Origin of the sequence: Enterobacter cloacae complex sp. CDL013 (assembly GCF_049238805.1) — a bacterium.
In the GTDB taxonomy this organism is placed as follows: domain Bacteria; phylum Pseudomonadota; class Gammaproteobacteria; order Enterobacterales; family Enterobacteriaceae; genus Enterobacter; species Enterobacter hormaechei_C.
This window is the reverse complement of sequence record NZ_JBMKGT010000002.1, coordinates 372,199-395,827: the sequence shown is the minus strand read 5'-3', so window position 1 is coordinate 395,827 and position 23,629 is coordinate 372,199. Positions and strand designations below refer to the sequence as shown.

Genomic DNA, 23,629 nt, shown 5'->3' with positions numbered 1-23,629 from the left:
TACGGCTTACCACCATGCATGAAAATGGTGAACCGGCCCAATACCGTGACCCACTTCCAGAGAATCGGCTTTTGCCAGCGCGTCCGAGAGCCAGATCTTCGCCTCCTGTACCGTATCCGCCCAGTTCGCGTTTCGGGGACGCAGCGCCGCCAGCGCCGCCGAGAGCGTACAGCCCGTGCCGTGGGTGTTTTTGGTCTGTACGCGCGGGGCGGTGAAACGTTGCGCGCCATCGTGGGTGAAGAGCCAGTCCGGGCTTTCTGCATCATCGAGATGACCGCCTTTCATCAGCACCGCGCGACACCCCATCGCCAGCAGCGCATTGCCCTGCTCTTTCATTTCACGTTCGTTTTGCGCGTGTGGCGCATCCAGCAGCGCGGCGGCCTCAGGCAGGTTTGGCGTGATCAGCGCCACCTGCGGCAGCAGCTTTTTACGCAGGGTGTCGACGGCCGAGGCGGAGAGCAGCGGATCGCCGCTTTTGGCCAGCATCACGGTATCGAGCACCACGTTTTTTATCTGATAACGTTTGAGACGTTCCGCGACCGCTTCAACAATGTCCGCCTCTGCGAGCATGCCAATTTTGGTGGTGTCGATACGTACATCGCTGAATACCGAATCCAGCTGTGCGGCGACAAAATCCGGCTCAATGCGATACACCGACTGTACACCGCGCGTGTTTTGCGCCACCAGCGCGGTGATAACCGAACATCCGTAAGCGCCGAGCGCAGAGAAGGTTTTCAGGTCTGCCTGGATCCCCGCTCCGCCGCTGGGATCGGTTCCCGCAATAGTCAGGGCATTTATGCGTGTCATACCTGTTCCTCCAGCGCGTAAAGCGCGTCCAGAAACGCGGAGTAAAAGCTGCCGGGCCCCCGGCTTTGAGTCAGGGCAACTGACCCTGCGCGCTTCATAAAGCCGCAGGCAGCCGTCGCGTTATCAAGCCTGTCGCCAGGCAGCGAGCAGCAGGCGGCGACGACCGCCGAGAGCGCACAGCCAGTTCCTACCACGCGGGTCATCAGCAGGTCGCCGCCCGCGACCGTACGGGTTCGCTGACCATCAGTGATGTGATCCACTTCTCCTGTGACGACCACAACGGCATGGGTCTGACGGGCGAGCGTCTGCGCAGCGGTCAACGCGCTCGCTGCCGTATCGGTGGAATCAACCCCGCGCCCGCCCGCACTCATTCCGGCAAGGGCGAGGATTTCGGAGGCGTTTCCACGAATGGCCGCAGGTTTAAGGGATAATATTTGCTGGCAAAAACGGGTGCGGAACGCCAGCGCGCCAACCGCAACCGGATCCAGAACCCAGGGTGTGCCCGCGGCTACAGCGCTCTCAATAGCCCGACGCATCGACTGGGCGCGCGGTGCGGTGAGTGTACCCACGTTGATGAGCAGAGCATCGGCAAGCGCGGCAAACTGTTCCGCTTCCTCGGCTTCGATCACCATTGCCGGGGAAGCGCCCAGCGCGAGCAGCACATTGGCGGTGAAGGTCTGCACGACATCGTTGGTCATACAGTGCGTGAGCGGGGAACGGGTTCGGAATTGATGTAAAACGTGTGAGTCGAGCAGGTCAGGCTGCATGGTTTCGCTCCTGCCGTGCGTGAAGAAGCGATGACCGGGTAGGCATCTGACTTCCCTACGCTGGCATTATCCAGATCAGGTAATACGGGTATTTCTCAGCCTTCACAAAGAAGGGCACCCCGAGTCAAATTACTTATAAAACAGTTACTTACAAAATGGCATTTCGTAGTCATGTAGTGTAACCGGGGGGTAACCCGGGTGCAAGGAGTTTTGGCTGTCCGTTAACCCCCTGTAACGAACAATAAACGACAAGATATTAACTACGCTCAATATGTATACATTATTGTTCAGTTAATTATCCCGCCATATTTGTTAAGAACTCATTAAATATAATATTCACTTTCTGTGCTGAGAAATTTTATTTTTATCCATAATGACTCACCGGGAGTGATTTTATAAGACAGCCCACCTGCTTTCGTATGAAATAAACTCAGGCATCAATGTAAACATTTATTTTGCAGAAATTTATTTCTGTCAATTACTTAATCTGACCCTCTCATTTCCCTCGTCATTTTCACTTTAATGTTTACATTAATAACAACCGCAAAATGACTTTTACGCCCTCGGAACTATTCATAGTATTTATGACTTAGATCAACATCATTGGTTTGCGTTTAATTGATAGCTCACTCGCGTTACTAAATAAGATTTAGATAATCTTCAACCGTTTTTTAAATCCAAAAAATAAAGCTGTTCAGCTTCAGTATTTTCGATAATTAATGATGTGAGCTTTTTAAATGAAATCTATGAATAAAAACTTTACTGCTATTTTTGTAATGGGCGTTGTCTTAGCGGGTACAATGAGCCAGGCTGAAGCCGCGAATACGGTTTGGGACGATCAGCAAATCACTAATATTGTAAATGACCATCAAGATCAAATTACACAAAACAACGCTGATAGTATTAACCGTGATGGCGCAACGGATAACCGCTTAACGCAGGTTAACGACGACCTTCAGTCCACAAAACTGGGCGTGTTAGTCGTGGATAAAATGGCTAACGACGCACATCAGAAAGCGTTGCTTGCTGGCGCGCTTGCCGATACCGCCAGTCTGAAAAGTGAGACGGCCTTACAGGGTGTGGCGACTAACGGCACAGCCATTAACAACCTTCAACACGTCGATAATATTCAGGATAGCCGCCTTACTGCTCTCGAAAATGCACCTAAACCCATCAACGGTGCAGATGGAGCGAAAGGTGATAAAGGGGATACCGGTGCGACTGGCGCAAAGGGTGATAAAGGGGATACCGGTGCGACTGGCGCAAAGGGTGATAAAGGGGATACCGGCGCGACTGGCGCAAAGGGCGATAAAGGGGATACCGGTGTAACTGGCGCGAAGGGTGAAAAAGGCGATGCTGGCGCGACAGGTATGAAAGGTGATAAGGGTGATACTGGCGCACAAGGCATTGCGGGAAGAAACGGTCGCGACGGTGCAGACGGTCATAACGGTAAAGATGGTGTGACAACCACCGTGACACAACGACAGCTGGATACAGCTACCCAGGCGAAGGTCGCTAAAAATAGCCTGGCTGTTACTGCCGCCACGCAGGATCTGCAAGCCACCAGGCAGTCATTACAGGCAATGAATACTAACACCAGCCAGCAATTTAAATCTCTACGTGATGAAGTGGACAAGAATAAGAAGCAGGCTAATGCCGGTATTTCAGGGGCGATGGCGATGGCGGGTTTGCCACAAGTGCAAACCAATCAGCGCGTCATGTTCTCTGCTGGTGGTGCGACTTACAACGGTGAGAGCGCGCTTGCTGTCGGTGCGTCCGTTAACTTTAAATCCCATGTCATCGCGAAAGTGAGCTTCTCAGATGACACTGCGAATAATATGGGCGCTTCGGTTGGGATTGGTATGGGCTTTTAAAGCGTAAAACAATCGTCGGGACAAGTATAAAACCTCATTTTAACGGATGAGCATTTCGTTGATACAAAAAGATGTCTAAATATATTTTTATTTCGGTAGCCCTGTACCTAATGCTGATTTCGTTCGGGATCTGGATCGGCGTGATGTATGTCTCCTGGTATTTGTGTCGTTTTTAAGGCAATAAAATGAAAAAATTAATGATGTTAGTCATAAGTGGTACCGTGCTTGCAGGTTGTGTCTCGCCTGCGCACGCCATAAACGCCCATTATCGCGCTCAATTAGAACGTTCGGGATGCACGCAAATTAGCGCTGGCAATGGCTCTTGCGATGTCAGCAAAACCAAAGCGGAAAACACGGCACAACACGAACCAACGGCATCCGTTCACGATCCCCTGCGTGAAGCCTCGTTCTCGTCGGATACGGTTAACGCCACGCTTTCTAACGGCTTTTTTAGCGCTACCGTGAACGGCAAAAAAGCCAGCGTTAAACGTCTGAATGCGAATTTCTATGAGATCCATGGTAACGGTTTTGTGATATCGATAAGCCTGGATGAAAACGGTATTACGGACGCGTCATGGAATAAAACGAAGGGACGCGAACACGGCGTTTTACGCGTTAGTCAGAAATAAACAGCGTAAGGAGGCTCTCTGCCTCCTTTTCGCCTGCCAATCGCACGATTTGTCACACTCTTTTGTCTGATTTTACAATGCTGACAAATCATACGTAAGCTGCTGTTTTTATTTAGCATAAAGTGCAATCTTCCCCATACAAACGGCGTTCTTCCCTGCCCTGTGCCCTGTGTCACAAAACAGTAAACAAATTAACCATTGAGCCCGGTGACAAAAGGCTCTATATTGGCGGCGTTTTTTTCAGGCCCCATCTGTTTTTTAACTTTTTATTCAATCGTGGCTCATAACGAAGCGGCGGTTGTAGGAGTGATATGATGACGGATAAAGTCCGTATTGACACCGTAGATGCCCACAAAAGCAACGAAACCTATCTGGCCCGTCAGGCCGAATTTGAATCTAACGTCAGGAGTTATCCGCGCAAACTGCCTTTAGCGATCACAAAAGCAGAAGGCGTGTGGATCACCGATGCAGATAATAAAGAATACCTTGACTGTTTAGCAGGCGCAGGCACCCTCGCGCTTGGACACAATCATCCTGATGTGCTGAAAAGCATCCAAAATGTCATTACCAGCGGCTTGCCGTTACATACCCTGGATCTGACCACGCCGCTGAAAGACGCGTTTTCAGAATACCTTCTCTCTCTGTTGCCTGGTCAGGGCAAAGAGTACTGCCTGCAATTCACTGGCCCGTCCGGGGCTGACGCCGTTGAAGCGGCGCTGAAGCTGGCGAAAAAAGTGACCGGTCGTAGCGGTATCATCAGTTTCTCTGGTGGTTACCACGGTATGACCCACGGCGCACTGTCCGTCACCGGCAACCTGTCTCCTAAAGAAGCGGTTGACGGTATGATGCCAGAAGTCCAGTTCATGCCTTACCCACACGAGTACCGTTGCCCACTGGGTATCGGTGGTGAAGCGGGCGTGAAGGCGCTGACCTACTACTTCGAAAATCTGATTAACGACGTTGAAAGCGGCGTGCGTAAACCTGCCGCGGTGATCCTCGAAGCCGTTCAGGGTGAAGGTGGCGTGAACCCGGCACCTGTTGAGTGGTTGCAGCGCATCCGTAAAGTCACTCAGGAACACGGTATCCTGCTGATCCTCGACGAAGTCCAGGCTGGCTTTGCCCGTACCGGTAAATTCTTTGCCTTCGAACACGCAGGTATCGAGCCAGACATCATCGTGATGTCTAAAGCAGTCGGTGGCGGTCTGCCGCTGGCCGTGCTCGGTATCAAAAAGCAGTTCGATGCATGGGCGCCAGGCCACCATACCGGTACCTTCCGCGGCAACCAGCTGGCGATGGCAACCGGTCTGACGACGCTGAAGATCCTGAAAGACCAGAATATCGCGGGCAAAGTGGCCGCACAGGGCGAATGGCTGAAAGGCCAGCTGAAAGAGATGGCGAAACGCTATCCGGTTATCGGTCACGTTCGCGGTCTGGGCATGATGATCGGTATTGAGATCGTTAAGCCGCACGAAGCCGCTGACCACATGGGTTGCTTCCCGGGCGACGGCGAGCTGTCTGCACTGATTCAGAAGAAGTGCTTCGAAGCAGGCTTGATTCTGGAGCGTGGCGGCCGTAACGGTATCGTTCTGCGTCTGCTGCCTTCTCTGCTGATCAGCGATGACGAGCTGAAAGTCTTCCTGGATAAATTCGAGCAGGCACTGCTTGCTGCGGGCGTTAGCCCGGCGTAACCGGAGTTATTGATTACGATGTCTGATTCAAACCCAATTTTGTTCTCCTCTGCGCAGAGCATTGAAGCTTACCAGCAGGCGATTGAACAAAGCACTCAGGCTGTGATGCAGTGGCTGAAACAGCCTGAGATGTACCAGGGCAAAACGGTCGCGGAGCTGCGCGACCGTATTAAGCTGGATTTCAACCCGAAAGGGCTGGGCAACGAAGCGGCGATTGAACGCGCCGTGGAGTTCTTCCTGAAAGACAGCTTGTCCGTTCATCACCCGCAGTGTGTGGCGCACCTGCACTGCCCAAGCCTGGTGGTTAGCCAGGCGGCGGAAGTACTGATTAACGCCACCAACCAGAGTATGGACTCCTGGGATCAAAGCCCGTCCGCAACCATCATCGAGATCAAACTGATCGAGTGGCTGCGTACCCGCGTGGGTTATCAGGCTGGCGACGCAGGCGTCTTCACCAGCGGCGGTACCCAGAGTAACCTCATGGGGCTGATGCTGGCGCGTGACGCGTTCTTTGCGCGTCAGGGCCATTCTGTTCAGCAGGACGGTCTGACAGGCGATCTGCGTAAGATCCGCGTGCTGTGCTCGGAAAACGCACACTTCTCCGTGCAGAAAAACATGGCGCTGATGGGTCTGGGCTACCAGTCCGTGGTGCAGGTGAAAACGGACGAATTTTCCCGCATGGATCTCACCGATCTGGCGGCGAAAATCGAACAGTGCAACGCGAACGGCGAGCAGATCCTGGCGATTGTGGCCACGGCCGGTACGACCGATGCGGGTGCTATCGATCCGCTGCGTGCTATTGCTGAGCTGGCTGCGAAACACAGTATCTGGGTGCACGTTGATGCGGCCTGGGGCGGCGCGCTGCTGATGTCTGAGCAGTATCGTCACTACCTGGACGGTATCGAGCTGGTGGATTCCGTCACCCTGGACTTCCACAAGCAGTTCTTCCAGACCATCAGCTGCGGTGCGTTCCTGCTGAAGGAAGCGTGTCACTATGAGCTGATGCGCTATCAGGCGGCCTATCTGAACTCTGAGTTCGATGAAGAAGCGGGTGTACCTAACCTGGTCTCCAAATCTCTGCAAACCACGCGCCGTTTCGACGCGCTGAAACTGTGGATGAGCCTGGAAGCGCTGGGTCAGGAGCAATACGCGGCAATCATCGATCACGGCGTGACGCTGGCACAGCAGGTTGCGGCTTACGTGAAAGAGCAGTCTGCTCTGGAACTGGTGATGCAACCCCAGCTGGCAAGCGTGCTGTTCCGCTTCCGTCCGCAGGCGCAAATGGATGACGCCGGTATTGCCCTGCTGAACCAGAAAATTGGCGATGCGCTGCTGGAGTCTGGCCGTGCAAACGTCGGTGTGACCGAGCATAACGGTATCACCTGCCTGAAGCTGACTCTGCTGAACCCAACCGTGACGCTGGAGGATGTTAAAGTCCTGCTGTCTCTGGTTGAGCGTACCGCGCAGGAAGTGATGGCGAAGTAATGCTTATCCCTCTCCCACCCGGGAGAGGGATTGTTTTTCCCGCTCTAACGCCTGTCTCCTTTTTTCCTCGAAGCATAACCGTAATCACACTGGCTGTACCCCGAGCTGTAAAACAGCGCTGCGGATTTAACAATATCGTTGAGGATTGTGCCGCTGACCTTCACACCAACATGCTGGAGACGTTTAACAGTATTCTCCATCTCTTTCACGCTGGTTTTATCGAAACGGGCAACCATTAGCGTTGTTCCGGCTGCTCTGGCGACCAGCGAGGCATCGGTGACGGCCAGGACTGGCGGTGTATCGATGATGACAATGTCATATTGCTCGTTAACCCAGGACATGATGTCAAGGAAGCGTTCGCTTAACAGCAATTCTAACGGACGCAGGGGTTCCGGGCCGCAGGTGATGACGTCAATTCCCGCTTTTTCAGCATGCTGAATGACCTCTGTAAAGTCGCATTTCCCTTCGAGCAGGCAGGACAATCCGTAGCGGTTCTCCAGGCCAAAAATATTATGAACATAGCCCTGGCGCATATCCGCATCAATAAACAGCACCCGCTGACCGCTCTGCCCGGCGACGGCCGCCAGATTCGTCGCCACCAGCGTTTTTCCGCAGTCCTGAGTGGGGCCAGAAATCATCACAATGCGGTTCTCAGCCTCCATCATGGCGAAATACAGACTGGTTCGCAGCCCGCGTACCGCTTCAACAAACATATCAGCAGGGCGATCGACGGGCAGGAAAGGCACATCCGAGGTTTTGTGTTTCCAGCGACGAGAGAACGGATTTTTTCTGCGCAAATGCGTTTTACTCCACAGCCACTGGGAACGTGGCAACGTAGCCAGAACCGGCAGCCCCTGCGCTTCCAGCTGCTCGGAAAGCGTGATCCCACGTTTGAACGCCTGGCGTACCAGCACGGTCCCCATTGCGAGCATTAGGCCGAACAGCGCGCCAAGAATGATGATTAACGCTTTTCGCGGCTTTATCGGATCCGGGTGCGTAACCGCCTCATCAATGATCCTCACGTTCCCGACAGCGCTGGAGCGGGAAATATTCAGCTCCTGCTGACGCGTCAATAGCTGTAAATAAATGGTGCGGCCCGACTCAACATCGCGGCTCAGGCGTAAAATCTCCTGCTGCGTGGAGGGCATAGCTGACACACGGTTATTCAGGCGATCCCGTTCCCGCTCAAGGGTCTGTCTCTTTTCATGCAATGCACGATAGGTAGGGTGACTCTTTTTAAAGAGCTGGGAGATCTCTGCCTCCCGGAACGTCAGCTCATTTAGCTGGTTCTCAACGTTCACTACCTGATCCAGTACGGATTTTGCCTCTAAAGACAGATCCACCGAGTCACGCTGCGCCCGATAAGCATTCAGCCGTGCTTCAGCCTGATCCAGATCCGCTCTGATTTTCGGCAACTGCTCTTGTAAAAAATCCAGACTACGAGAATCCTGAGCCTCCTGGCGCGCGATATTTTGCTGAAGATAATTGTCAGCAATCGCATTCAGCACCCGGGCGATGTTGTCAGGATCTTCCCCCGTCAGGGTTAAGGTCACGATACCACTCTGTTTCTCCGACTCCGCAACCGTGAGGCTCTTCTTCAGGGCGTTGATCGTCTCCAGCCGCGTCAACGATTTAAGCGAAAATTGCGTGCCTGGCGTCGCCTCAATCGACGTCACCAGCAGAACGATCCCTTGCGTGACCAGCGTTTTCCCAACCCGACCGTCTGCCTCAATGTTTTCGCCCGTCAGGTGATATTTTCCCGCTTCCTGTACGGTCAGCGTGAGCCCTTGCGCCTTGCCTTCCACCTGCGGGATCTGGAGTTCGCCTAACGTGATCTTACCCTGCCCGCGCCCTTGCAGACGCTGCCAGAGACGCCCCACCACAGGCAAAACGCGCTGCTTTGCCTGCTGCGTCAGACCTAATTTGTCGACGGCCTCGCCGAGGATCATGCGTGATTTCAGCAGTAAAATTTCAGGGGCAACATCCGGCGAAACATCGGTGCCCAGCTGACTCAGCCCTTTAAGCAGACTGTTATCCTGTTTGCTTTCTATTTGCACCATGGCATCCGCCTGATAAACAGGGGGTGTAACCCAGGCATAGAGACCGGCGCATAGAGTGAACAGGAATGTTACGCACAGAATCATCGTGCGGTGGTCGATCATCTCGACGAGCAAACGAACGAGATCGACTTCATGTTGTTGGGGTGCCGCTGCACCATAATTGTCTGTTGTGTAAGACGACATTAATGCTTCATTCCTTTCTGACCTAAACGACGTGCCCATTCCTGGCTGGCTTTACCCAATAGCCCGAACACATATTCAAACGCTTCCCGGCTTTTACGGTAGGGATCGGGGATATCCTGCGGCTCCAGCCATTGCCCAAAAAGCAGCGACTTTCCCCTGCTCTCCGGCGCCATGGCCGCAATGAAGCGAAGATGTTCCGGCTCCATCACCAGGATAAGATCGGATCCCTGCATCAGATTGCGTGTCAGCCGGCGCGCCACATGACCGTCGAGGGAGATCCCATGCCGCCAGGCGACGTCCTGGGCGCTGTCATCCGCCGGGCACCCCTCAAGCCCGTATATCCCCGCCGAGGCGATATGTCTGTCGGGCAGGTGCTGGCGTAAAAGCCGCTCCCCAATCGGAGAACGGCAGATATTTCCGGTGCAAACCACGAGTATTGATTTGAACATTATTGCGGCCACGATCTGATGTAACGAACCGTTTCGGTAAGGTCATGCACCCCGCTGATGGTCGGAACAAGCAGTGATATCACGCGATTCCAGCGGGACAGTGGTGCAGTGGTGACATAGACAATGTCATAAGGCTCAAGCTGAAACTCGGTGCCTAACACCATGGCTGATGCGTCCTGAGCATTGAGCTGGTAGATGTTGGCAATTTTCTCTGAACGCTCGCTTTTCGGCAGCGAACGAATGACAAAAATTCCGGTGGCATCGGCCATATTCTGGTTCAGCCCACCCGCATTGCCCAGCGCTTCGGCCAGGGTCATGCCGCTGCGATCCATTTTCAGCGTGCTCTGTTTAACGACCTCGCCCATGACGAACACTTTCAGCGCATCGTTACGGGGGACAAACAGAATATCGCCGGGATAGAGCAGCTTATTTTGGGTGAGATCGCCATGCTGCATCAGCGCATATAGCGAGAGGCGCATATCCTTCCCATTATGCGTCAGTACGACATTGCGCCAGTCCGCGTCGGCAGAGAGCCCCCCCGCGGCGTTCACGGCATCCATTACCGTTAACGGGAGATTGGTGATAGCCTGCTGCCCCGACTTCACCACCTCGCCCGTCACATAGGCTTTTTGCGAGCGGAAAGAGGCGACGCTGACGTCCACCTGCGGACTTTCAATGACATTGTTCAGCCGGGCCGTGATCTCCTCGCGTACCCGTGCGACCGTTTTGCCTGCCACCTGCAATTTACCGACATAAGGATAGAAAAGCGTACCGTCGGCATTAACCCAGTTACCGGTGTCACTGGCGCTGCGATACTGCCCTGCCGGGGTTGTCAGTTCAGGGTGATCCCAGACGGTGACGGTCAAAATATCCCCAACGCCGATACGGTATTCCCAGTTTTTGACCTGTTCATCCAGCTTAGGATTTGCCTGAGATTTCAGGGCCGATGGTCGCAATTTTTCAATTAACGAAGGCGTAAGAGGATAAACATCAATCCGCTTCTCCAGACGATCGTTTGCATTTTCTGTGGCCATCACCTCTTTTCCAGCAAGATCCAGATGCTGACCCGGTGAAAATACGCAGCCAGATAATGGCGTAATAATTAAAAACAATATCGAAAAGACTGTTGTGTTTTTCATTGAGTAAAAATATCTTTTTATAGTATTGATTATCGAATACGTACCGAAATGATTCTTTCCATTCTAAAACAACCCCTTACCGCTAAATTAATTAACAGTGATGGCAGTAATATTTAAAAAACCACAGCATTCCTGCGGCCTGGCTTTTACAGCCATGCATCGTCTGACTTACGGATTAGGAAAGAGGGTTTCGGGCAATCTTAAATGTTCTATTCGTTTAATGCATGCCTGGATCTTTGTAAATTTGCTTTGAAAAAGTTTTTTCAGAATTAATTAATAAACCCATAATTATGTTATCTGCGTAAGCCAATATTTATTCATCGAAGAAATAATTAATGACGGTTGCGACTACACAAAACCGTGCGCTTTTGTTACATTTTTTGCAAACTCACCCTGTGAGGATACTTAAAATGAACTGTCTGCCATCCGTTTGCGGATCTGCACACAAAAAGTATCAGTAACGATATGACTGGAGAAAAAATGGCTAAGCGTAAATTGTTGCTTCTGGGTGTATTAGTGTCACTGGCGGGGGCCGCGCACGCTGCACCGCAAGCGTCGACAGCGCCTTCCGGCATCAAGGCCTACGAAGAACAAGAGTTTATTGCCGATTTTACGAAGTTCAAAATTGGCGACACCGCGCCCGCGCAGTATCAGACGCCCGAGTACACCATCAAACAGTACCAGCTACGTAACCTTCCTGCGCCCGATGCCGGCACACACTGGACCTACATGGGCGAGAATTATGTTCTGATTGGCGATGCCGATGGCAAAATCTACAAAGCCTATAACGGAGATATTTTCTATCACCGCTGATACGATCCTAATCCGTCCGTGGCAGGAGAGCGATCGCCCTTTCCTGCGCACGCTGTTCCTCCACGCCCGGCGTGAAGCCTGGCCGTGGCTGGACAGTTCTGCGTGGCAGCTTGAAGATTTTGACGCGGCAACCCTGGACGAAGAGATTTGGGTGGCGGAGCAGGATGGGCACCGACTTGGCTTTGCCTCAGTCTGGACGAACGATAATTTTCTGCACAACCTGTTTGTCGATCCGCAGTATCAGCGTCTGGGAGTGGGTCATTTGTTACTGGAACAAGTACAGAAGACGTTTACCAGTACAGGCGCGCTGAAGTGTCTGGTGAAGAATGAACGGGCTATTGCGTTTTACCATCGCCACGGCTGGCACATTGAAGCGACGGGAGATTCTCCGGACGGGGAGTATTATTTGATGCACTATCGGCTTGGGTAAAGTCAGGTGGCGCTATGCTTACCTGACCTACAAAATCGAGGTAGGCCGGGTAAGGCAAAGCCGCCACCCGGCACTAACGCGCAGAGGCGTTACACCGCGCGGAAGGCGATTTCACCCGGGATCACTTCCCCCTGCCAGTAGAGCTGCGCCGCAACGCGCCCTGCAAGCTGGCGATACATCTGGGCAAATTCGCTGTCCGGGCGGCTGACCACCGTTGGTTTCCCGCTGTCCAGGTCTTCACGCAAGGAAATATGCAGCGGCATCTGCCCCAGCAGCTGGGTGTGATACTGCGCAGCCAGCTTCTCCGCACCGCCGGTACCAAAGATGGGCTCATGGTGCCCGCAATTGCTGCAAATATGCATGCTCATGTTCTCGACGATACCCAGTACCGGCACCTCTACCTTCTCGAACATGACGATGCCTTTTTTGGCGTCGATCAGCGCGATATCCTGCGGCGTGGTGACTACGACGGCGCCGGTAACCGGAATGTTCTGCGCCAGCGTCAGCTGGATATCACCGGTGCCCGGCGGCATGTCCAGCACCAGATAATCGAGGTCAGGCCACATTGTCTCCTGCAACATTTGCAGCAGCGCCTTGCTGGCCATCGGGCCACGCCAGACCATTGCGTTATCGTCCGTGACCAGGTAACCAATGGAGTTGGTCGCCAGACCGTGCGCCACGATTGGCGCCATGTGGGTGCCGTCCGGCGAAGTTGGACGCTGGTTTTCCGCCCCCAGCATGTTTGGAATGGACGGGCCATAGATATCCGCATCCAGAATGCCGACCTTCGCCCCTTCTGCCGCCAGTGCAAGCGCCAGATTCACGGCGGTAGATGATTTACCCACCCCGCCCTTGCCAGAGCTGACGGCGATGATGTTCTTCACGCCGTTAACGCCCGGCTGATTTTTCACGCGCTTGAGCGTGGCGATGCTGTGGCTTAGCTTCCAGTCAATTGCTTTTGCGCCGGTAATGCGCAGCAGCTCAGAGCTGGTTTGCTCTTTCAGGGCATCAAAGGCGCTGGTCCAGACGAACGGCATCTGTAGCTCGATGTGAAGCGTATCGTCCAGCCATGCGACGTGATGAAGCGCTTTCAGCGTCGTGAGATTGTGCTTCAGGGTTGGATGCTGAAAATTAGCCAGCGTCCCGGCGACCATTGCTCGTAAGGCTTCCGGTGATTTGGCCTGGGATTGAGAACTCATCCCGACTCCTTTGTTCTTGTGAATAAGACCTTAGACAAACAAGTTTACCTGAAAGGCCGCGGTTTGTGCTTACTTAATAATGCCCCTTTTGGTAATATCGAAAACCCTTTTCACAGTTAAAAGAAGTAATGCCTACTATGACTCAAGTCGCGAAAAAAATTCTGGTAACGTGCGCCCTGCCGTACGCCAACGGCTCAATCCACCTCGGCCACATGCTGGAGCATATCCAGGCTGATGTCTGGGTCCGTTACCAGCGAATGCGCGGCCACGAGGTGAACTTTATCTGTGCGGACGATGCCCACGGCACGCCGATCATGCTGAAAGCACAGCAGCTGGGCATTTCCCCGGAACAGATGATCGCCGAAATGAGTCAGGAGCATCAGACCGATTTTGCTGGCTTTGACATCAGCTATGACAACTATCACTCCACACACAGCGACGAAAACCGCGAGCTGTCAGAGCTGATCTACACCCGTCTGAAAGAGAACGGTTTCATTAAAAACCGCACCATTTCTCAGCTGTACGATCCGGAAAAAGGCATGTTCCTGCCGGACCGTTTCGTTAAAGGCACCTGTCCGAAATGTAAATCCCCGGACCAGTACGGCGATAACTGCGAAGTGTGCGGCGCGACCTACAGCCCCACCGAGCTTATCGAACCGAAATCCGTGGTTTCCGGCGCGACGCCGGTGATGCGTGACTCCGAGCACTTCTTCTTCGACCTGCCGTCGTTCAGCGAAATGCTGAAGGCGTGGACCCGCAGCGGTGCATTGCAGGAGCAGGTCGCGAACAAAATGCAGGAGTGGTTCGAATCCGGTCTGCAACAATGGGATATCTCCCGCGATGCGCCATACTTTGGCTTCGAAATCCCGAACGCACCGGGCAAATATTTCTACGTCTGGCTGGATGCGCCGATTGGCTACATGGGCTCCTTCAAGAATCTGTGTGACAAGCGCGGCGACACCGTAAGCTTCGACGAATACTGGAAGAAAGATTCCGATGCCGAGCTGTATCACTTCATCGGTAAAGACATCGTTTACTTCCACAGCCTGTTCTGGCCAGCAATGCTGGAAGGCAGCAACTTCCGCAAGCCGACCAACCTGTTCGTACATGGCTACGTAACGGTGAACGGCGCGAAGATGTCTAAATCTCGCGGGACGTTTATTAAGGCCAGCACCTGGCTGAACCACTTCGACGCGGACAGCCTGCGCTACTACTACACCGCGAAGCTCTCTTCCCGCATCGACGATATCGACCTGAACCTGGAAGATTTCGTGCAGCGCGTGAACGCGGACATCGTCAACAAGGTGGTGAATCTGGCGTCCCGTAACGCAGGTTTTATCGCCAAACGCTTTGACGGCGTGCTTTCTGCCGAACTGGCCGATCCTGAGCTGTATAAAACCTTCACCGACGCCGCCGCTGCGGTTGGCGAGGCCTGGGAAAGCCGTGAATTCGGTAAAGCCATTCGCGAAATCATGGCGCTGGCAGACGTGGCCAACCGCTATGTGGACGAGAAGGCGCCGTGGGTGGTGGCGAAACAGGAAGGCCGCGACGCCGACTTGCAGGCGATCTGCACCATGGGTCTGAACATGTTCCGCGTGCTGATGACCTGGCTGAAGCCGGTTCTGCCTCAACTGGCAGCCCGCGCGGAAGCATTCCTGAACACCGAACTGACCTGGGATGCCATCCAGCAGCCGCTGCTCGGCCACAAGGTGAACACCTTTAAAGCGCTGTACAACCGCATCGAGATGAAGCAGGTTGAAGCCCTGGTGGAAGCATCCAAAGAAGAGGTGAAAGCGGCTGCCGCACCGGTGACCGGCCCGCTGGCGGACGATCCGATTCAGGAGACCATCACCTTTGATGATTTCGCTAAAGTCGACCTGCGCGTGGCGCTGATCGAAAACGCGGAGTTCGTGGAAGGTTCTGACAAACTGCTGCGTCTGACCCTGGATCTGGGCGGCGAGAAGCGCAACGTCTTCTCCGGCATTCGTTCCGCGTACCCTGATCCGCAGGTGCTGATCGGTCGTCAGACCGTGATGGTGGCAAACCTGGCGCCGCGTAAAATGCGCTTCGGCATCTCCGAAGGGATGGTGATGGCCGCAGGCCCGGGCGGGAAAGATATATTCCTGTTAAGCCCTGACGAAGGCGCGAAGCCGGGTCAGCAGGTGAAGTAATAAAAAAGCCGGATGAGAATCCGGCTTTTTTTTGCCTGGCGGCGCTACGCTTGCACGGGCCGACGGGTTTTGTAGGCCGGGTCAGGCGAAGCCGCCATCCGGCTAAAAATCACCCCTTCTGGTTATGCACCCGCTGCGTCAACCCACGCAGGAAATAACGCAGAAATTGATCCCCACACTCGCGGTAATTCTTATGATCCGGCGCGCGCATCATGGCGGTGATTTCCGGCATCGACACGCGAAATTTCTGCTCGGTCATGATCGCCAGAATGTCGTCAGTTTTCAGGGAGAAAGCAATACGCAGCTTTTTCAGCACCGTGTTGTTATTCACCCGACGCTCCAGCGCCAGCTCAGGAGCAAATTCATCTTTGCCGCGCTTGTCGTAGATCAGGCCGTTCAGAAAGCCCGACAGAATGATGTCCGGGCAGCGAACAAAACCCTCTTCATCTTCTTTAGTCATCCAGGTGTCGAACCCGGCGGACGTGGATTCCATGTCGGAAAGCGCAAGAATGCGCACCATGTCATTATTGTTCGCTTTCAGGGTGTAGCGCAGGCTACGAAGAATATCGTTACTTAGCATAGAGCCTTCGAATGTCGATGATGCAATGGCGCGCAGTGTACCAGTTTTACAGCCCTATCGCCTCTTTCAAACTTTTCAGGTAGCGACGACTGACGGGAACGGTTTGCCCGGCACGTAACACCAGCTCGGCCTGGCCGTTATCTTCCAGGCGGATCTCCTTCAGGTGCGCCATGTTCACCAGATACTGACGATGGCAGCGGATCAGCGGCGTGCGGCTCTCCAGCGTGCGCAGGGTCAGCTCGGTAAAGCCTTCGTTGCCTTCGGCGCTGGTGACGTATACCCCGCTCAGACGGCTGCTAACAAAAGCAACGTCGTCCATTTGCAGAAGGTAAATCCGGCTGTGCCCGGTACAGGGGATAAACTTCAGGGGCTGCTGATGCTCCGGCAGCAGCGTCACGTCCTGCGCGGTACGCTCCTGGCGCAGACGGGTCAGGGTCTTTTCAAGCCGTTTCTCTTCAATCGGTTTCAGCAGATAATCAAACGCGTGCTCTTCAAACGCCTTTACCGCGTACTCATCAAAGGCCGTCAGAAAGACGATATAGGGACGGTGCTCCGGGTCGAGCATGCCGACCATCTCCAGCCCGCTGATGCGCGGCATCTGAATATCGAGGAACAACACGTCAGGGCGCAGTTTATGCACCGCACCGATGCCTTCAATGGCATTGGCACATTCCCCCACAACCTCGATATCACTCTGCTCCTGCAACAGGACACGCAGGTTTTCCCGTGCTAACGGCTCATCATCAACAATCAGCACTCTTAACATGCGTTCTCCTCCAGCGGCAATCGTAAGGTAATTCGGGTATAGCGGTCTGGCTCACAGGCGACGGTGATACCGCAGTCGTCACCAAAATGCGCGCGCAGGCGTTTATCCACCAGGCTCATGCCCAGACCGCCTGACGCGGAAGCTTCATACAGCCCCGCGTTGTCTTCAATATCCAGCACCAGATGGTGGTTAAAACGGGACGCGGAAATCATGATTTCTCCGGTACCCAGCAGCTGCGAGGTCCCATGCTTAATGGCGTTCTCTACAATCGGTTGCAGGGTAAAGGCCGGAAGATGCTGATACGCCAGCTCATCCGGGACGGATAACGACACCTGTAAACGTGACTGGAAGCGCGCTTTTTCAATTTGCAGATAGGCATTTACATGCTCAATCTCGTCCGCGAGGGTGACGATCTCCGAGGGACGCTTCAAATTTTTGCGGAAAAAGGTCGACAGAAATTGCACCAGCTGCGCGGCCTGATCGCTGTCGCGGCGGATCACTGCCTTCAGCGTGTTAAGCGCGTTAAACAGGAAATGCGGATTCACCTGAGCGTGCAGGAGCTTAATTTCTGACTGCGTCAGCAGCGCTTTTTGCCGTTCATACTGCCCCGCCAGGATTTGCGCCGAAAGCAGCTGGGCGATCCCCTCCCCCAGCGTGCGGTTGATGGAGCTGAACAGGCGGTTTTTGGCTTCGTAAAGCTTAATGGTGCCCATAACGCGCTGATTTTCGCCCCGCAGGGGAATGACCAGCGTAGAGCCGAGTTTGCACTGCGGATGCAGGGAACAGCGGTACGGCACTTCATTTCCGTCGGCATACACCACTTCACCCGTTTCAATAGCGCGCAGGGTATAGGCCGATGAGATCGGTTTGCCCGGCAGATGGTGGTCGTCGCCGGTGCCGGTAAACGCCAGCAGCTTTTCGCGATCGGTAATCGCCACGGCCCCGATATCCAGTTCTTTATACAGCACCTGCGCCACCTTCATGCTGTTCTCCTCGTTGAATCCCTGCCGCAGGATCCCTTCCGTCGACGCCGCAACTTTTAAGGCGGTGGCAGAAAATGCCGAGGTGTATTTTTCGAACATGGCGCGTTTGTCGAGCAGAATGCGCATAAACAGCGCCGCACCTACGGTATTGGTGACCATCATCGGTGCGGCAATGCTGCTGACCAGATGTAACGCATCGTCAAACGGGCGCGCGATCAGCAGGATGATCGCCATCTGCGCCATTTCCGCCACGAAGGTGATCGCCCCGGCGGTAAGGGGACTGAACACTTTATCCGGACGACCGCGCTTAATCATATAGCTGTGGACGAGACCACCGAGCAGCCCTTCGACGATGGTGGAAATCATGCAGCTCAGCGCCGTCATACCGCCCATCGAATAGCGGTGCAGGCCGCCGGTTAACCCCACCAGACCGCCGACAACCGGGCCTCCGAGCAGCCCGCCCATTACTGCGCCGATGGCGCGCGTATTGGCGATGGAATCTTCGATATGGAGACCAAACCAGGTCCCCATAATGCAGAATATGGAAAATACGACGTAGCAGAGGAATTTGTGCGGCAGACGGACGGTGACCTGCATCAGCGGGATAAACAGGCGCGTTTTGCTCATCAACCAGGCGATGACAAGGAACACGCACATCTGCTGAAGCAACAGCAGCACCAGATTAAACTCGTACATACTCACAAACCGCACATTCTAAAAACGCGTAACATACACTGATAGCGGTTAACTTTCTTTGAAACGTGCCAAAAAAGCGATAAATCGTGTCCGTCATCACACCTTTTGCCGGAGATAACCTTTCTTTCGTATAATTTGTACAAAAAAGAATCAAATCTTCCTGGTTCCGCAAAGTGGGTCTACAGTTAAGCTGGGGACGCGCAAGCCTGGGGGCGAAAATGGCGCTTTACACAATAGGTGAAGTGGCACTCCTGTGTGATATCAATCCCGTTACGCTACGGGCGTGGCAGCGACGGTATGGATTGCTTAAGCCGCAAAGAACGGACGGCGGGCACCGCCTGTTTAACGATGCGGATATTGACCGGATCCGCGAGATCAAAAGCTGGATCGACAACGGCGTACAGGTCGGCAAGGTAAAATCGCTTCTGAGCCAGGACGATCCAGATACGCAGCATCTCTGGCGCGAGCAGCAGGAAACGCTGCTGAGGCTGTTGCAGAGTGGCAATTTGCAGCGTCTGCGCGGCTGGATCAAAGAACAGGGTCGAGACTACCCGGCGCAAACCCTGATCACTCATCTTTTTATTCCCCTACGGCGTCGGCTTCAGTGTCAGCAAACCACCTTACAGACGCTGCTCAGCATGCTTGATGGCGTGCTGATTAACTATATTTCCGTCTGTCTTGCCTCAGCGCGGAATAAAAACAGCAAAGATGCACTGGTGATCGGCTGGAACGTACACGATACCACCCGGCTGTGGCTCGAAGCCTGGATTGCCACCCAGCAGGGCTGGCGCGTTGACGTGCTTGCCCACTCCCTGGCCCAGCTCAGGCCGGAACTGTTTGAGGGACAGACGCTGCTGGTCTGGTGCGGCGAAGTCCCCTCCGCTTCCCAGCAGCAGCTCCTTACGGAGTGGCGCGAACATGGTTATCCCGTTTACTCACTGGGTCCAAATGCGTCGTAACGGCATTTAATGGTTCATTAACAGCTGCGCTTCACCGTATAATTGTTCCGTTAACAACAGGAGCACATGATGAAGGCAACGAAACTGGCCGTAATTACTCTTTTTGCACTGATGGCTGTCAGCGGTATCGGTGGCGTTATGCTTGCAGGTTATTCATTTATTGTTCGCGGCGGTGTTGGCTGAGGTATCCGGCCAGGCGTTCAAACAGGCGATCCACCACAATTGCCGCCAGCGCAACCAGAATCGCCCCCTGAATAATGTAAGCCGTATTAAACCCGCTTAACCCGATAATGATCGGCGTTCCCAGCGTATTGGCTCCGACCGTCGAGGCGATGGTTGCCGTACCAATGTTGATTATCACGGACGTTCGCACGCCAGCGATAATCACCGGTGCGGCCAGCGGCAGTTCGACCTTCACCAGCCGCTGCCAGGCGCTCATCCCCATTCCTTCCGCTACGCTCAGCACCGATGCAGGCACCGCCGCAATCCCTGCCAGCGTCCCTTGCAGAATGGGCAACACGCCGTACAAAATCAGCGCAATGATGGCAGGCTCCTGCCCAAAACCGATCGCCGGCACGGCAATCGCCAGCACGGCCACCGGCGGGAAGGTCTGCCCCGTTGCGGCGATGGTCTCCACCAGCGGACGGAACTCCCTGCCCGCAGGCCGCGTCACCGCAATACCGGCGCCTGTGCCCAGCACGATAGCAATCACGCTTGACACCGCCACCAGCCAGAAGTGCGCCAGGGTGAGATTAACAAAGCTCTCCTGCTGGTATACCGGACGTGGCAGCCCGGGAATAAGCGCATTAAACAGCGCCGCGCTGTGCGGCATCAGGTAGAGTAAGGCGATAAATAGCCCTGTCAGCCAGAGTAACGGATCACGGACCCACTTCACGCGTCACCTCCCCCGCCAGCAGATCGCGAAAATGGATCGTCCCGCATGGCGTCCCCTGCCCGTCCGCAACGGGTAACACCTCACACTGCCGGGCGACAAACGCCGACAGGGCATCGCGCAGGCTCATCCCATCGTGCAGCGGTTCACCACCGATTTGCGCATCCTGCGGACGCAGATAGTCCCTGACGGTGCGCAGCGAGAGCAGCCTGACGCCCAGCTCGCTGCGGCCAAAGAATTCACGCACAAAATCGTTTGCCGGCGACGTTAACAGCTCAAGCGGCGTACCCTGCTGGACGACTTCGCCGTGATCCATCAGTACCAGACGATCGGCCAGCCGCAGTGCTTCGTCGATATCATGCGTCACCAGCACGATGGTGCGCCCGAGAATACGGTGGATGCGGCTCATCTCGGCCTGAAGTGCGCCGCGGGTGACCGGATCCAGTGCGCCGAAGGGCTCATCCATCAGCAGTACCTGCGGGTTAGCGGCCAGCGCGCGCGCCACCCCGACCCGCTGCTGCTGTCCGCCGGAAAGCTGGTGCGGATAGCGGTTACGAAGCGACGCGTCCAGGCCCAGCAGCGCCATCAGTTCGTCGACACGCTCATTGATCTTCCCCCGGGACCATTTTTCCAGCTGTGGCACGGTGGCAATGTTCTGCGCCACCGTCCAGTGGGGAAACAGGCCGATGGACTGAATGGCGTAGCCCATACGCCGCCGCAGCTCCAGCACCGGCAGGCTGCGGATCTCCTCTCCGGCAAAGCGAATCGTCCCGCTGTCGTGTTCCACCAGCCGATTGATCATCTTCAGCGTCGTGGATTTTCCCGACCCCGATGTCCCGATCAATACCGAGAACGCCCCCTCGGCAAAATGCAGATTAAGGTGGCTTGCCGCCGGACGGCCCGCAAAGGTTTTACTCACATCATGAAATTCAATCATTGGCTCTTCTCCTGAGCAGCGCGAGCCACAGGGCAAACAGGGCATCCAGTACGACCGCCAGCACAATTGTGGGCACGACGCCCAGCAACACCAGATCCAGCGCGCTACTGAGCAGCCCCTGGAAGACCAGTGCCCCAAAGCCGCCCGCCCCGATCAGCGCGGCAATCACCGCCATCCCCACGGTTTGCACTGTCACCACCCGCAGGCTGCGAACCAGCAGCGGAAGCGCAAGCGGCAGCTGTATTTTCCAGAAACACTGGCGCGCGCTCATCCCCATCGCATGGGCGCTTTCCAGCACGTCGGGCGGAACCTGGCTTAACCCCGCCACCACGCCGCGCACCAGCGGCAGCAGCGCATACAGCACAAGGGCAATCAGCGCTGGCGTCAGCCCGGTTCCGGCAATGCCTGCCGCGGCCAACGCAGGGAAGGATTTCACCAGACCGGCGAGGGGGGCAATCAGCAGGCCAAACAGGGCGACGGAGGGGATGGTCTGAATAACGTTGAGCACGGTAAAGACGGCGCCTTGGCGGCTGGTATGTCGGTAGCACCACATGCCCAGCGGCACGCCCAGCAGCAGCGCCGGGATCAGCGTCCCGAACAGGATCGTCAGATGTTGCGCCAGCGCGTTGTCAAATACCTCCTGGCGGTTGACGTACTCTTTTAACAGCGAGAGCTGATTCAGATCGCCGCTGAAGAGGATCAGCAGAGGGATAACCCAGAATTGCGCGTTCAGCAGCCAGCGCCAGACGGGTTGCGGCGTCAGACGGCGAATGGCATCGCTACAGACCAGCAGACAAAGTGCCAGCCACAGCCACAGCCCGCTACCAACCGACGTGCGCGCCAGCGGGCTTTCAACCGCGGCCATCTGCGTTGCCGCCTGTCCCGCGCTCCAGAACAGTACGATAAACAGCGCTTCGCTGAGCAAAAACGTCAGCCACAGGGCGGTTCGCCCCGGCCAGAAGGCTAAAGCAACAGTACTCGCCAGCGCCGCGCCCAGCAGCAGCGGCGTAAATGCCCAGATCTGCCAGAGCGCGCGCGGTTCGCCCGACACCAGACGGTTTGGCGCGACATTCACAAAAGGTAACGCGACCGCCACGATGGCCACACAGGCCAACAGCAGCAGGACGCGGTTATGGCATTTTATTGGCACAGCCTTATCCCGTTACTTCACAAGCCCTTGTTGTTTCAGGAAGTCGGCAGCCACTTTTTTGGCATCCAGCCCCTCAACGGCAATGCTGGCATTCAGCTGTTGCAGCGTTTTCGCATCCAGTTTTTCAAATACCGGTTTGAGCCATTCCGCAATATCCGGGTAGGCTTTCAGCACCGCCTCGCGCACGACCGGGGTTGGGGCGTAAATAGGCTGAACGCCTTTCGGGTCGGTCAGGGTTTGCAGGCCAAGCGCCGCGACCGGGCCGTCTGTGCCGTAGGCCATCGCCGCGTTGACGCCGGAGGTTTGCTGCGCCGCCGCCTTAATGGTCACTGCCGTGTCGCCGCCTGCCAGAGAGAGCAGCTGTGCCTGATCGAGCTTGAAATCATAGGCTTTTTCAAACGCTGGCAGGGCATCAGCGCGCTCGATAAACTCTGCCGAGGCCGCGAGCTTAAACTCGCCCTTCTCTTTCAGGTAGCGGCTGAGATCGTCAAGCGAGGTGAGCTTGCCTTTCTCGGCGATATCTTTGCGCACCGCGATGGTCCAGGTGTTGTTGGCCGGTGCCGGCGTTAGCCAGACCAGCTTATTTTTTTCTGCGTCCAGCTTTTTGACTTTTTCGTACCCGGCTTTGGCATTTTTCCAGGCCGGATCGTTTTCATCCTTGAAGAAGAATGCCCCGTTGCCGGTGTATTCCGGGTAGATATCCAGCTCGCCGGAAGTGATGGCACCGCGCACGACAGGCGTGGTGCCAAGCTGTACTTTATTGACCGTTTTCACGCCGTGACTTTCGAGTACCTGCAAAATGATATTACCGAGCAACGCGCCCTCGGTATCAATTTTGGAACCCACCTTAACCGGCTCTGCGGCCTGTAACGGCAGGCTCAGCGCCGCCAGAAGCACCGCCGACCCTGTTATCCCCTTAATCATCGTCATTCTGCTTTCCTCATTATTTTGTGGCCTTTTTCATAGGCTTGA

Annotated in this window: 22 protein-coding genes and 1 riboswitch; of the genes, 9 read left to right on the top strand and 13 right to left on the bottom strand. The window is 55.0% G+C overall.

What is annotated here, in order from left to right; translation table 11 throughout:
- Positions 1-6: 6 nt before the first annotated feature.
- Together thiD and thiM are read right to left on the bottom strand one after the other, a co-directional pair.
- Positions 7-807, bottom strand: coding sequence for a bifunctional hydroxymethylpyrimidine kinase/phosphomethylpyrimidine kinase (gene thiD / locus ACOTXD_RS04875; RefSeq protein WP_003859244.1), 801 nt, complete (start codon positions 805-807; stop codon positions 7-9).
- Positions 804-1,574, bottom strand: a complete 771-nt coding sequence (gene thiM, locus ACOTXD_RS04870) for a hydroxyethylthiazole kinase (RefSeq protein WP_126501130.1) — start codon at positions 1,572-1,574, stop codon at positions 804-806. The genes thiD and thiM overlap by 4 nt, the downstream gene beginning before the upstream one ends.
- 35 nt (positions 1,575-1,609) lie before the next feature.
- A riboswitch (TPP riboswitch) is annotated at positions 1,610-1,706 on the bottom strand.
- A gap of 614 nt (positions 1,707-2,320) precedes the next feature.
- Here thiM and ACOTXD_RS04865 point away from each other — a divergent pair.
- The 4 genes from ACOTXD_RS04865 to ACOTXD_RS04850 all read left to right on the top strand — a co-directional run bounded on the left by ACOTXD_RS04865 (position 2,321) and on the right by ACOTXD_RS04850 (position 7,250).
- Complete coding sequence (locus tag ACOTXD_RS04865; RefSeq protein ID WP_073970472.1) at positions 2,321-3,448, top strand: YadA-like family protein; 1,128 nt, start codon at positions 2,321-2,323, stop codon at positions 3,446-3,448.
- A 185-nt stretch (positions 3,449-3,633) separates the two neighbouring features.
- Entirely contained in the window at positions 3,634-4,077 is a 444-nt protein-coding gene (locus ACOTXD_RS04860; protein ID WP_032609683.1) for a hypothetical protein, read from the top strand.
- A gap of 311 nt (positions 4,078-4,388) precedes the next feature.
- Complete coding sequence (locus tag ACOTXD_RS04855; protein ID WP_015572345.1) at positions 4,389-5,765, top strand: diaminobutyrate--2-oxoglutarate transaminase; 1,377 nt, start codon at positions 4,389-4,391, stop codon at positions 5,763-5,765.
- A gap of 18 nt (positions 5,766-5,783) precedes the next feature.
- Positions 5,784-7,250 carry a pyridoxal phosphate-dependent decarboxylase family protein gene (locus ACOTXD_RS04850; protein WP_061856603.1) on the top strand — a complete coding sequence of 489 codons (1,467 nt, stop codon included), beginning with the start codon at positions 5,784-5,786 and terminating at the stop codon, positions 7,248-7,250.
- A gap of 44 nt (positions 7,251-7,294) precedes the next feature.
- Here ACOTXD_RS04850 and ACOTXD_RS04845 read toward each other — a convergent pair whose 3' ends face one another.
- From ACOTXD_RS04845 to ACOTXD_RS04835, 3 genes are read right to left on the bottom strand one after another with little or no spacing between them, the layout of a single operon-like run.
- Positions 7,295-9,493 (bottom strand): polysaccharide biosynthesis tyrosine autokinase, encoded by a 2,199-nt coding sequence (locus ACOTXD_RS04845; RefSeq protein ID WP_061856604.1) that lies wholly within the window; start codon positions 9,491-9,493, stop codon positions 7,295-7,297.
- Entirely contained in the window at positions 9,493-9,942 is a 450-nt protein-coding gene (locus ACOTXD_RS04840; RefSeq protein WP_003859256.1) for a protein-tyrosine-phosphatase, read from the bottom strand. Before ACOTXD_RS04840 ends, ACOTXD_RS04845 begins: the two co-directional genes overlap by 1 nt.
- On the bottom strand, positions 9,942-11,081 hold the full coding sequence (locus tag ACOTXD_RS04835) for a polysaccharide export protein (RefSeq protein ID WP_061856605.1): 1,140 nt from the start codon (positions 11,079-11,081) through the stop codon (positions 9,942-9,944). The genes ACOTXD_RS04840 and ACOTXD_RS04835 overlap by 1 nt, the downstream gene beginning before the upstream one ends.
- 480 nt (positions 11,082-11,561) lie before the next feature.
- Between ACOTXD_RS04835 and ACOTXD_RS04830 the strand changes: the two genes are divergently transcribed.
- Entirely contained in the window at positions 11,562-11,894 is a 333-nt protein-coding gene (locus tag ACOTXD_RS04830; protein ID WP_003859260.1) for an RcnB family protein, read from the top strand.
- The gene (locus ACOTXD_RS04825) at positions 11,845-12,324 is read left to right on the top strand and encodes a GNAT family N-acetyltransferase (protein ID WP_032609688.1); all 480 of its coding nucleotides are present in this window, start codon (positions 11,845-11,847) and stop codon (positions 12,322-12,324) included. The genes ACOTXD_RS04830 and ACOTXD_RS04825 overlap by 50 nt, the downstream gene beginning before the upstream one ends.
- A gap of 89 nt (positions 12,325-12,413) precedes the next feature.
- Here ACOTXD_RS04825 and apbC read toward each other — a convergent pair whose 3' ends face one another.
- Positions 12,414-13,523, bottom strand: a complete 1,110-nt coding sequence (gene apbC / locus ACOTXD_RS04820; protein WP_003859263.1) for an iron-sulfur cluster carrier protein ApbC — start codon at positions 13,521-13,523, stop codon at positions 12,414-12,416.
- Positions 13,524-13,660: 137 nt separating this feature from the next.
- Here apbC and metG point away from each other — a divergent pair, with 137 nt between their 5' ends.
- Complete coding sequence (gene metG / locus ACOTXD_RS04815; protein WP_061856606.1) at positions 13,661-15,694, top strand: methionine--tRNA ligase; 2,034 nt, start codon at positions 13,661-13,663, stop codon at positions 15,692-15,694.
- A gap of 109 nt (positions 15,695-15,803) precedes the next feature.
- On the opposite strand, the gene ACOTXD_RS04810 is transcribed toward metG, so the two are convergent.
- Genes ACOTXD_RS04810 through ACOTXD_RS04800 form a run of 3 tightly spaced genes read right to left on the bottom strand, consistent with a single transcriptional unit; the run spans position 15,804 to position 18,719 of the window.
- Positions 15,804-16,274: a DUF1456 family protein gene (locus ACOTXD_RS04810; protein WP_061856607.1), complete on the bottom strand. Its 471-nt coding sequence runs from the start codon at positions 16,272-16,274 to the stop codon at positions 15,804-15,806.
- Between the two features lie 46 nt (positions 16,275-16,320).
- The gene (btsR, locus tag ACOTXD_RS04805) at positions 16,321-17,040 is read right to left on the bottom strand and encodes a two-component system response regulator BtsR (protein ID WP_022648676.1); all 720 of its coding nucleotides are present in this window, start codon (positions 17,038-17,040) and stop codon (positions 16,321-16,323) included.
- Complete coding sequence (locus tag ACOTXD_RS04800) at positions 17,034-18,719, bottom strand: sensor histidine kinase (protein WP_003859271.1); 1,686 nt, start codon at positions 18,717-18,719, stop codon at positions 17,034-17,036. Before ACOTXD_RS04800 ends, btsR begins: the two co-directional genes overlap by 7 nt.
- Before the next feature lie 218 nt (positions 18,720-18,937).
- Here ACOTXD_RS04800 and mlrA point away from each other — a divergent pair, with 218 nt between their 5' ends.
- Positions 18,938-19,678, top strand: a complete 741-nt coding sequence (gene mlrA, locus ACOTXD_RS04795; RefSeq protein ID WP_126501132.1) for an HTH-type transcriptional regulator MlrA — start codon at positions 18,938-18,940, stop codon at positions 19,676-19,678.
- Between the two features lie 69 nt (positions 19,679-19,747).
- On the top strand, positions 19,748-19,861 hold the full coding sequence (locus ACOTXD_RS04790) for a protein YohO (RefSeq protein ID WP_022648678.1): 114 nt from the start codon (positions 19,748-19,750) through the stop codon (positions 19,859-19,861).
- Here the strand turns inward: ACOTXD_RS04790 and ACOTXD_RS04785 are convergent.
- The 4 genes from ACOTXD_RS04785 to osmF are packed head-to-tail and all read right to left on the bottom strand — an operon-like array spanning position 19,836 to position 23,587.
- Positions 19,836-20,573 (bottom strand): ABC transporter permease, encoded by a 738-nt coding sequence (locus tag ACOTXD_RS04785; RefSeq protein WP_003859277.1) that lies wholly within the window; start codon positions 20,571-20,573, stop codon positions 19,836-19,838. The two genes, ACOTXD_RS04790 and ACOTXD_RS04785, sit on opposite strands and share 26 nt — an antisense overlap.
- A complete protein-coding gene (locus tag ACOTXD_RS04780; protein ID WP_022651508.1) occupies positions 20,557-21,507 on the bottom strand; it encodes an ABC transporter ATP-binding protein in 951 nt (316 codons plus the stop codon). Before ACOTXD_RS04780 ends, ACOTXD_RS04785 begins: the two co-directional genes overlap by 17 nt.
- Positions 21,500-22,657: an ABC transporter permease gene (locus ACOTXD_RS04775; protein WP_058675066.1), complete on the bottom strand. Its 1,158-nt coding sequence runs from the start codon at positions 22,655-22,657 to the stop codon at positions 21,500-21,502. The genes ACOTXD_RS04780 and ACOTXD_RS04775 overlap by 8 nt, the downstream gene beginning before the upstream one ends.
- 12 nt (positions 22,658-22,669) lie before the next feature.
- Positions 22,670-23,587 (bottom strand): glycine betaine ABC transporter substrate-binding protein OsmF, encoded by a 918-nt coding sequence (gene osmF, locus ACOTXD_RS04770; protein WP_003859284.1) that lies wholly within the window; start codon positions 23,585-23,587, stop codon positions 22,670-22,672.
- Positions 23,588-23,629 lie beyond the last annotated feature (42 nt).

Coding starts and splice junctions, on each gene's coding strand:
- thiD (WP_003859244.1), bottom strand. CDS start 807: ATGACACGCATAAATGCCCTGACTATTGCGGGAACCGATCCCAGCGGC.
- thiM (WP_126501130.1), bottom strand. CDS start 1,574: ATGCAGCCTGACCTGCTCGACTCACACGTTTTACATCAATTCCGAACC.
- ACOTXD_RS04865 (WP_073970472.1), top strand. CDS start 2,321: ATGAATAAAAACTTTACTGCTATTTTTGTAATGGGCGTTGTCTTAGCG.
- ACOTXD_RS04860 (WP_032609683.1), top strand. CDS start 3,634: ATGAAAAAATTAATGATGTTAGTCATAAGTGGTACCGTGCTTGCAGGT.
- ACOTXD_RS04855 (WP_015572345.1), top strand. CDS start 4,389: ATGATGACGGATAAAGTCCGTATTGACACCGTAGATGCCCACAAAAGC.
- ACOTXD_RS04850 (WP_061856603.1), top strand. CDS start 5,784: ATGTCTGATTCAAACCCAATTTTGTTCTCCTCTGCGCAGAGCATTGAA.
- ACOTXD_RS04845 (WP_061856604.1), bottom strand. CDS start 9,493: ATGTCGTCTTACACAACAGACAATTATGGTGCAGCGGCACCCCAACAA.
- ACOTXD_RS04840 (WP_003859256.1), bottom strand. CDS start 9,942: ATGTTCAAATCAATACTCGTGGTTTGCACCGGAAATATCTGCCGTTCT.
- ACOTXD_RS04835 (WP_061856605.1), bottom strand. CDS start 11,081: ATGAAAAACACAACAGTCTTTTCGATATTGTTTTTAATTATTACGCCA.
- ACOTXD_RS04830 (WP_003859260.1), top strand. CDS start 11,562: ATGGCTAAGCGTAAATTGTTGCTTCTGGGTGTATTAGTGTCACTGGCG.
- ACOTXD_RS04825 (WP_032609688.1), top strand. CDS start 11,845: ATGGCAAAATCTACAAAGCCTATAACGGAGATATTTTCTATCACCGCT.
- apbC (WP_003859263.1), bottom strand. CDS start 13,523: ATGAGTTCTCAATCCCAGGCCAAATCACCGGAAGCCTTACGAGCAATG.
- metG (WP_061856606.1), top strand. CDS start 13,661: ATGACTCAAGTCGCGAAAAAAATTCTGGTAACGTGCGCCCTGCCGTAC.
- ACOTXD_RS04810 (WP_061856607.1), bottom strand. CDS start 16,274: ATGCTAAGTAACGATATTCTTCGTAGCCTGCGCTACACCCTGAAAGCG.
- btsR (WP_022648676.1), bottom strand. CDS start 17,040: ATGTTAAGAGTGCTGATTGTTGATGATGAGCCGTTAGCACGGGAAAAC.
- ACOTXD_RS04800 (WP_003859271.1), bottom strand. CDS start 18,719: ATGTACGAGTTTAATCTGGTGCTGCTGTTGCTTCAGCAGATGTGCGTG.
- mlrA (WP_126501132.1), top strand. CDS start 18,938: ATGGCGCTTTACACAATAGGTGAAGTGGCACTCCTGTGTGATATCAAT.
- ACOTXD_RS04790 (WP_022648678.1), top strand. CDS start 19,748: ATGAAGGCAACGAAACTGGCCGTAATTACTCTTTTTGCACTGATGGCT.
- ACOTXD_RS04780 (WP_022651508.1), bottom strand. CDS start 21,507: ATGATTGAATTTCATGATGTGAGTAAAACCTTTGCGGGCCGTCCGGCG.
- osmF (WP_003859284.1), bottom strand. CDS start 23,587: ATGACGATGATTAAGGGGATAACAGGGTCGGCGGTGCTTCTGGCGGCG.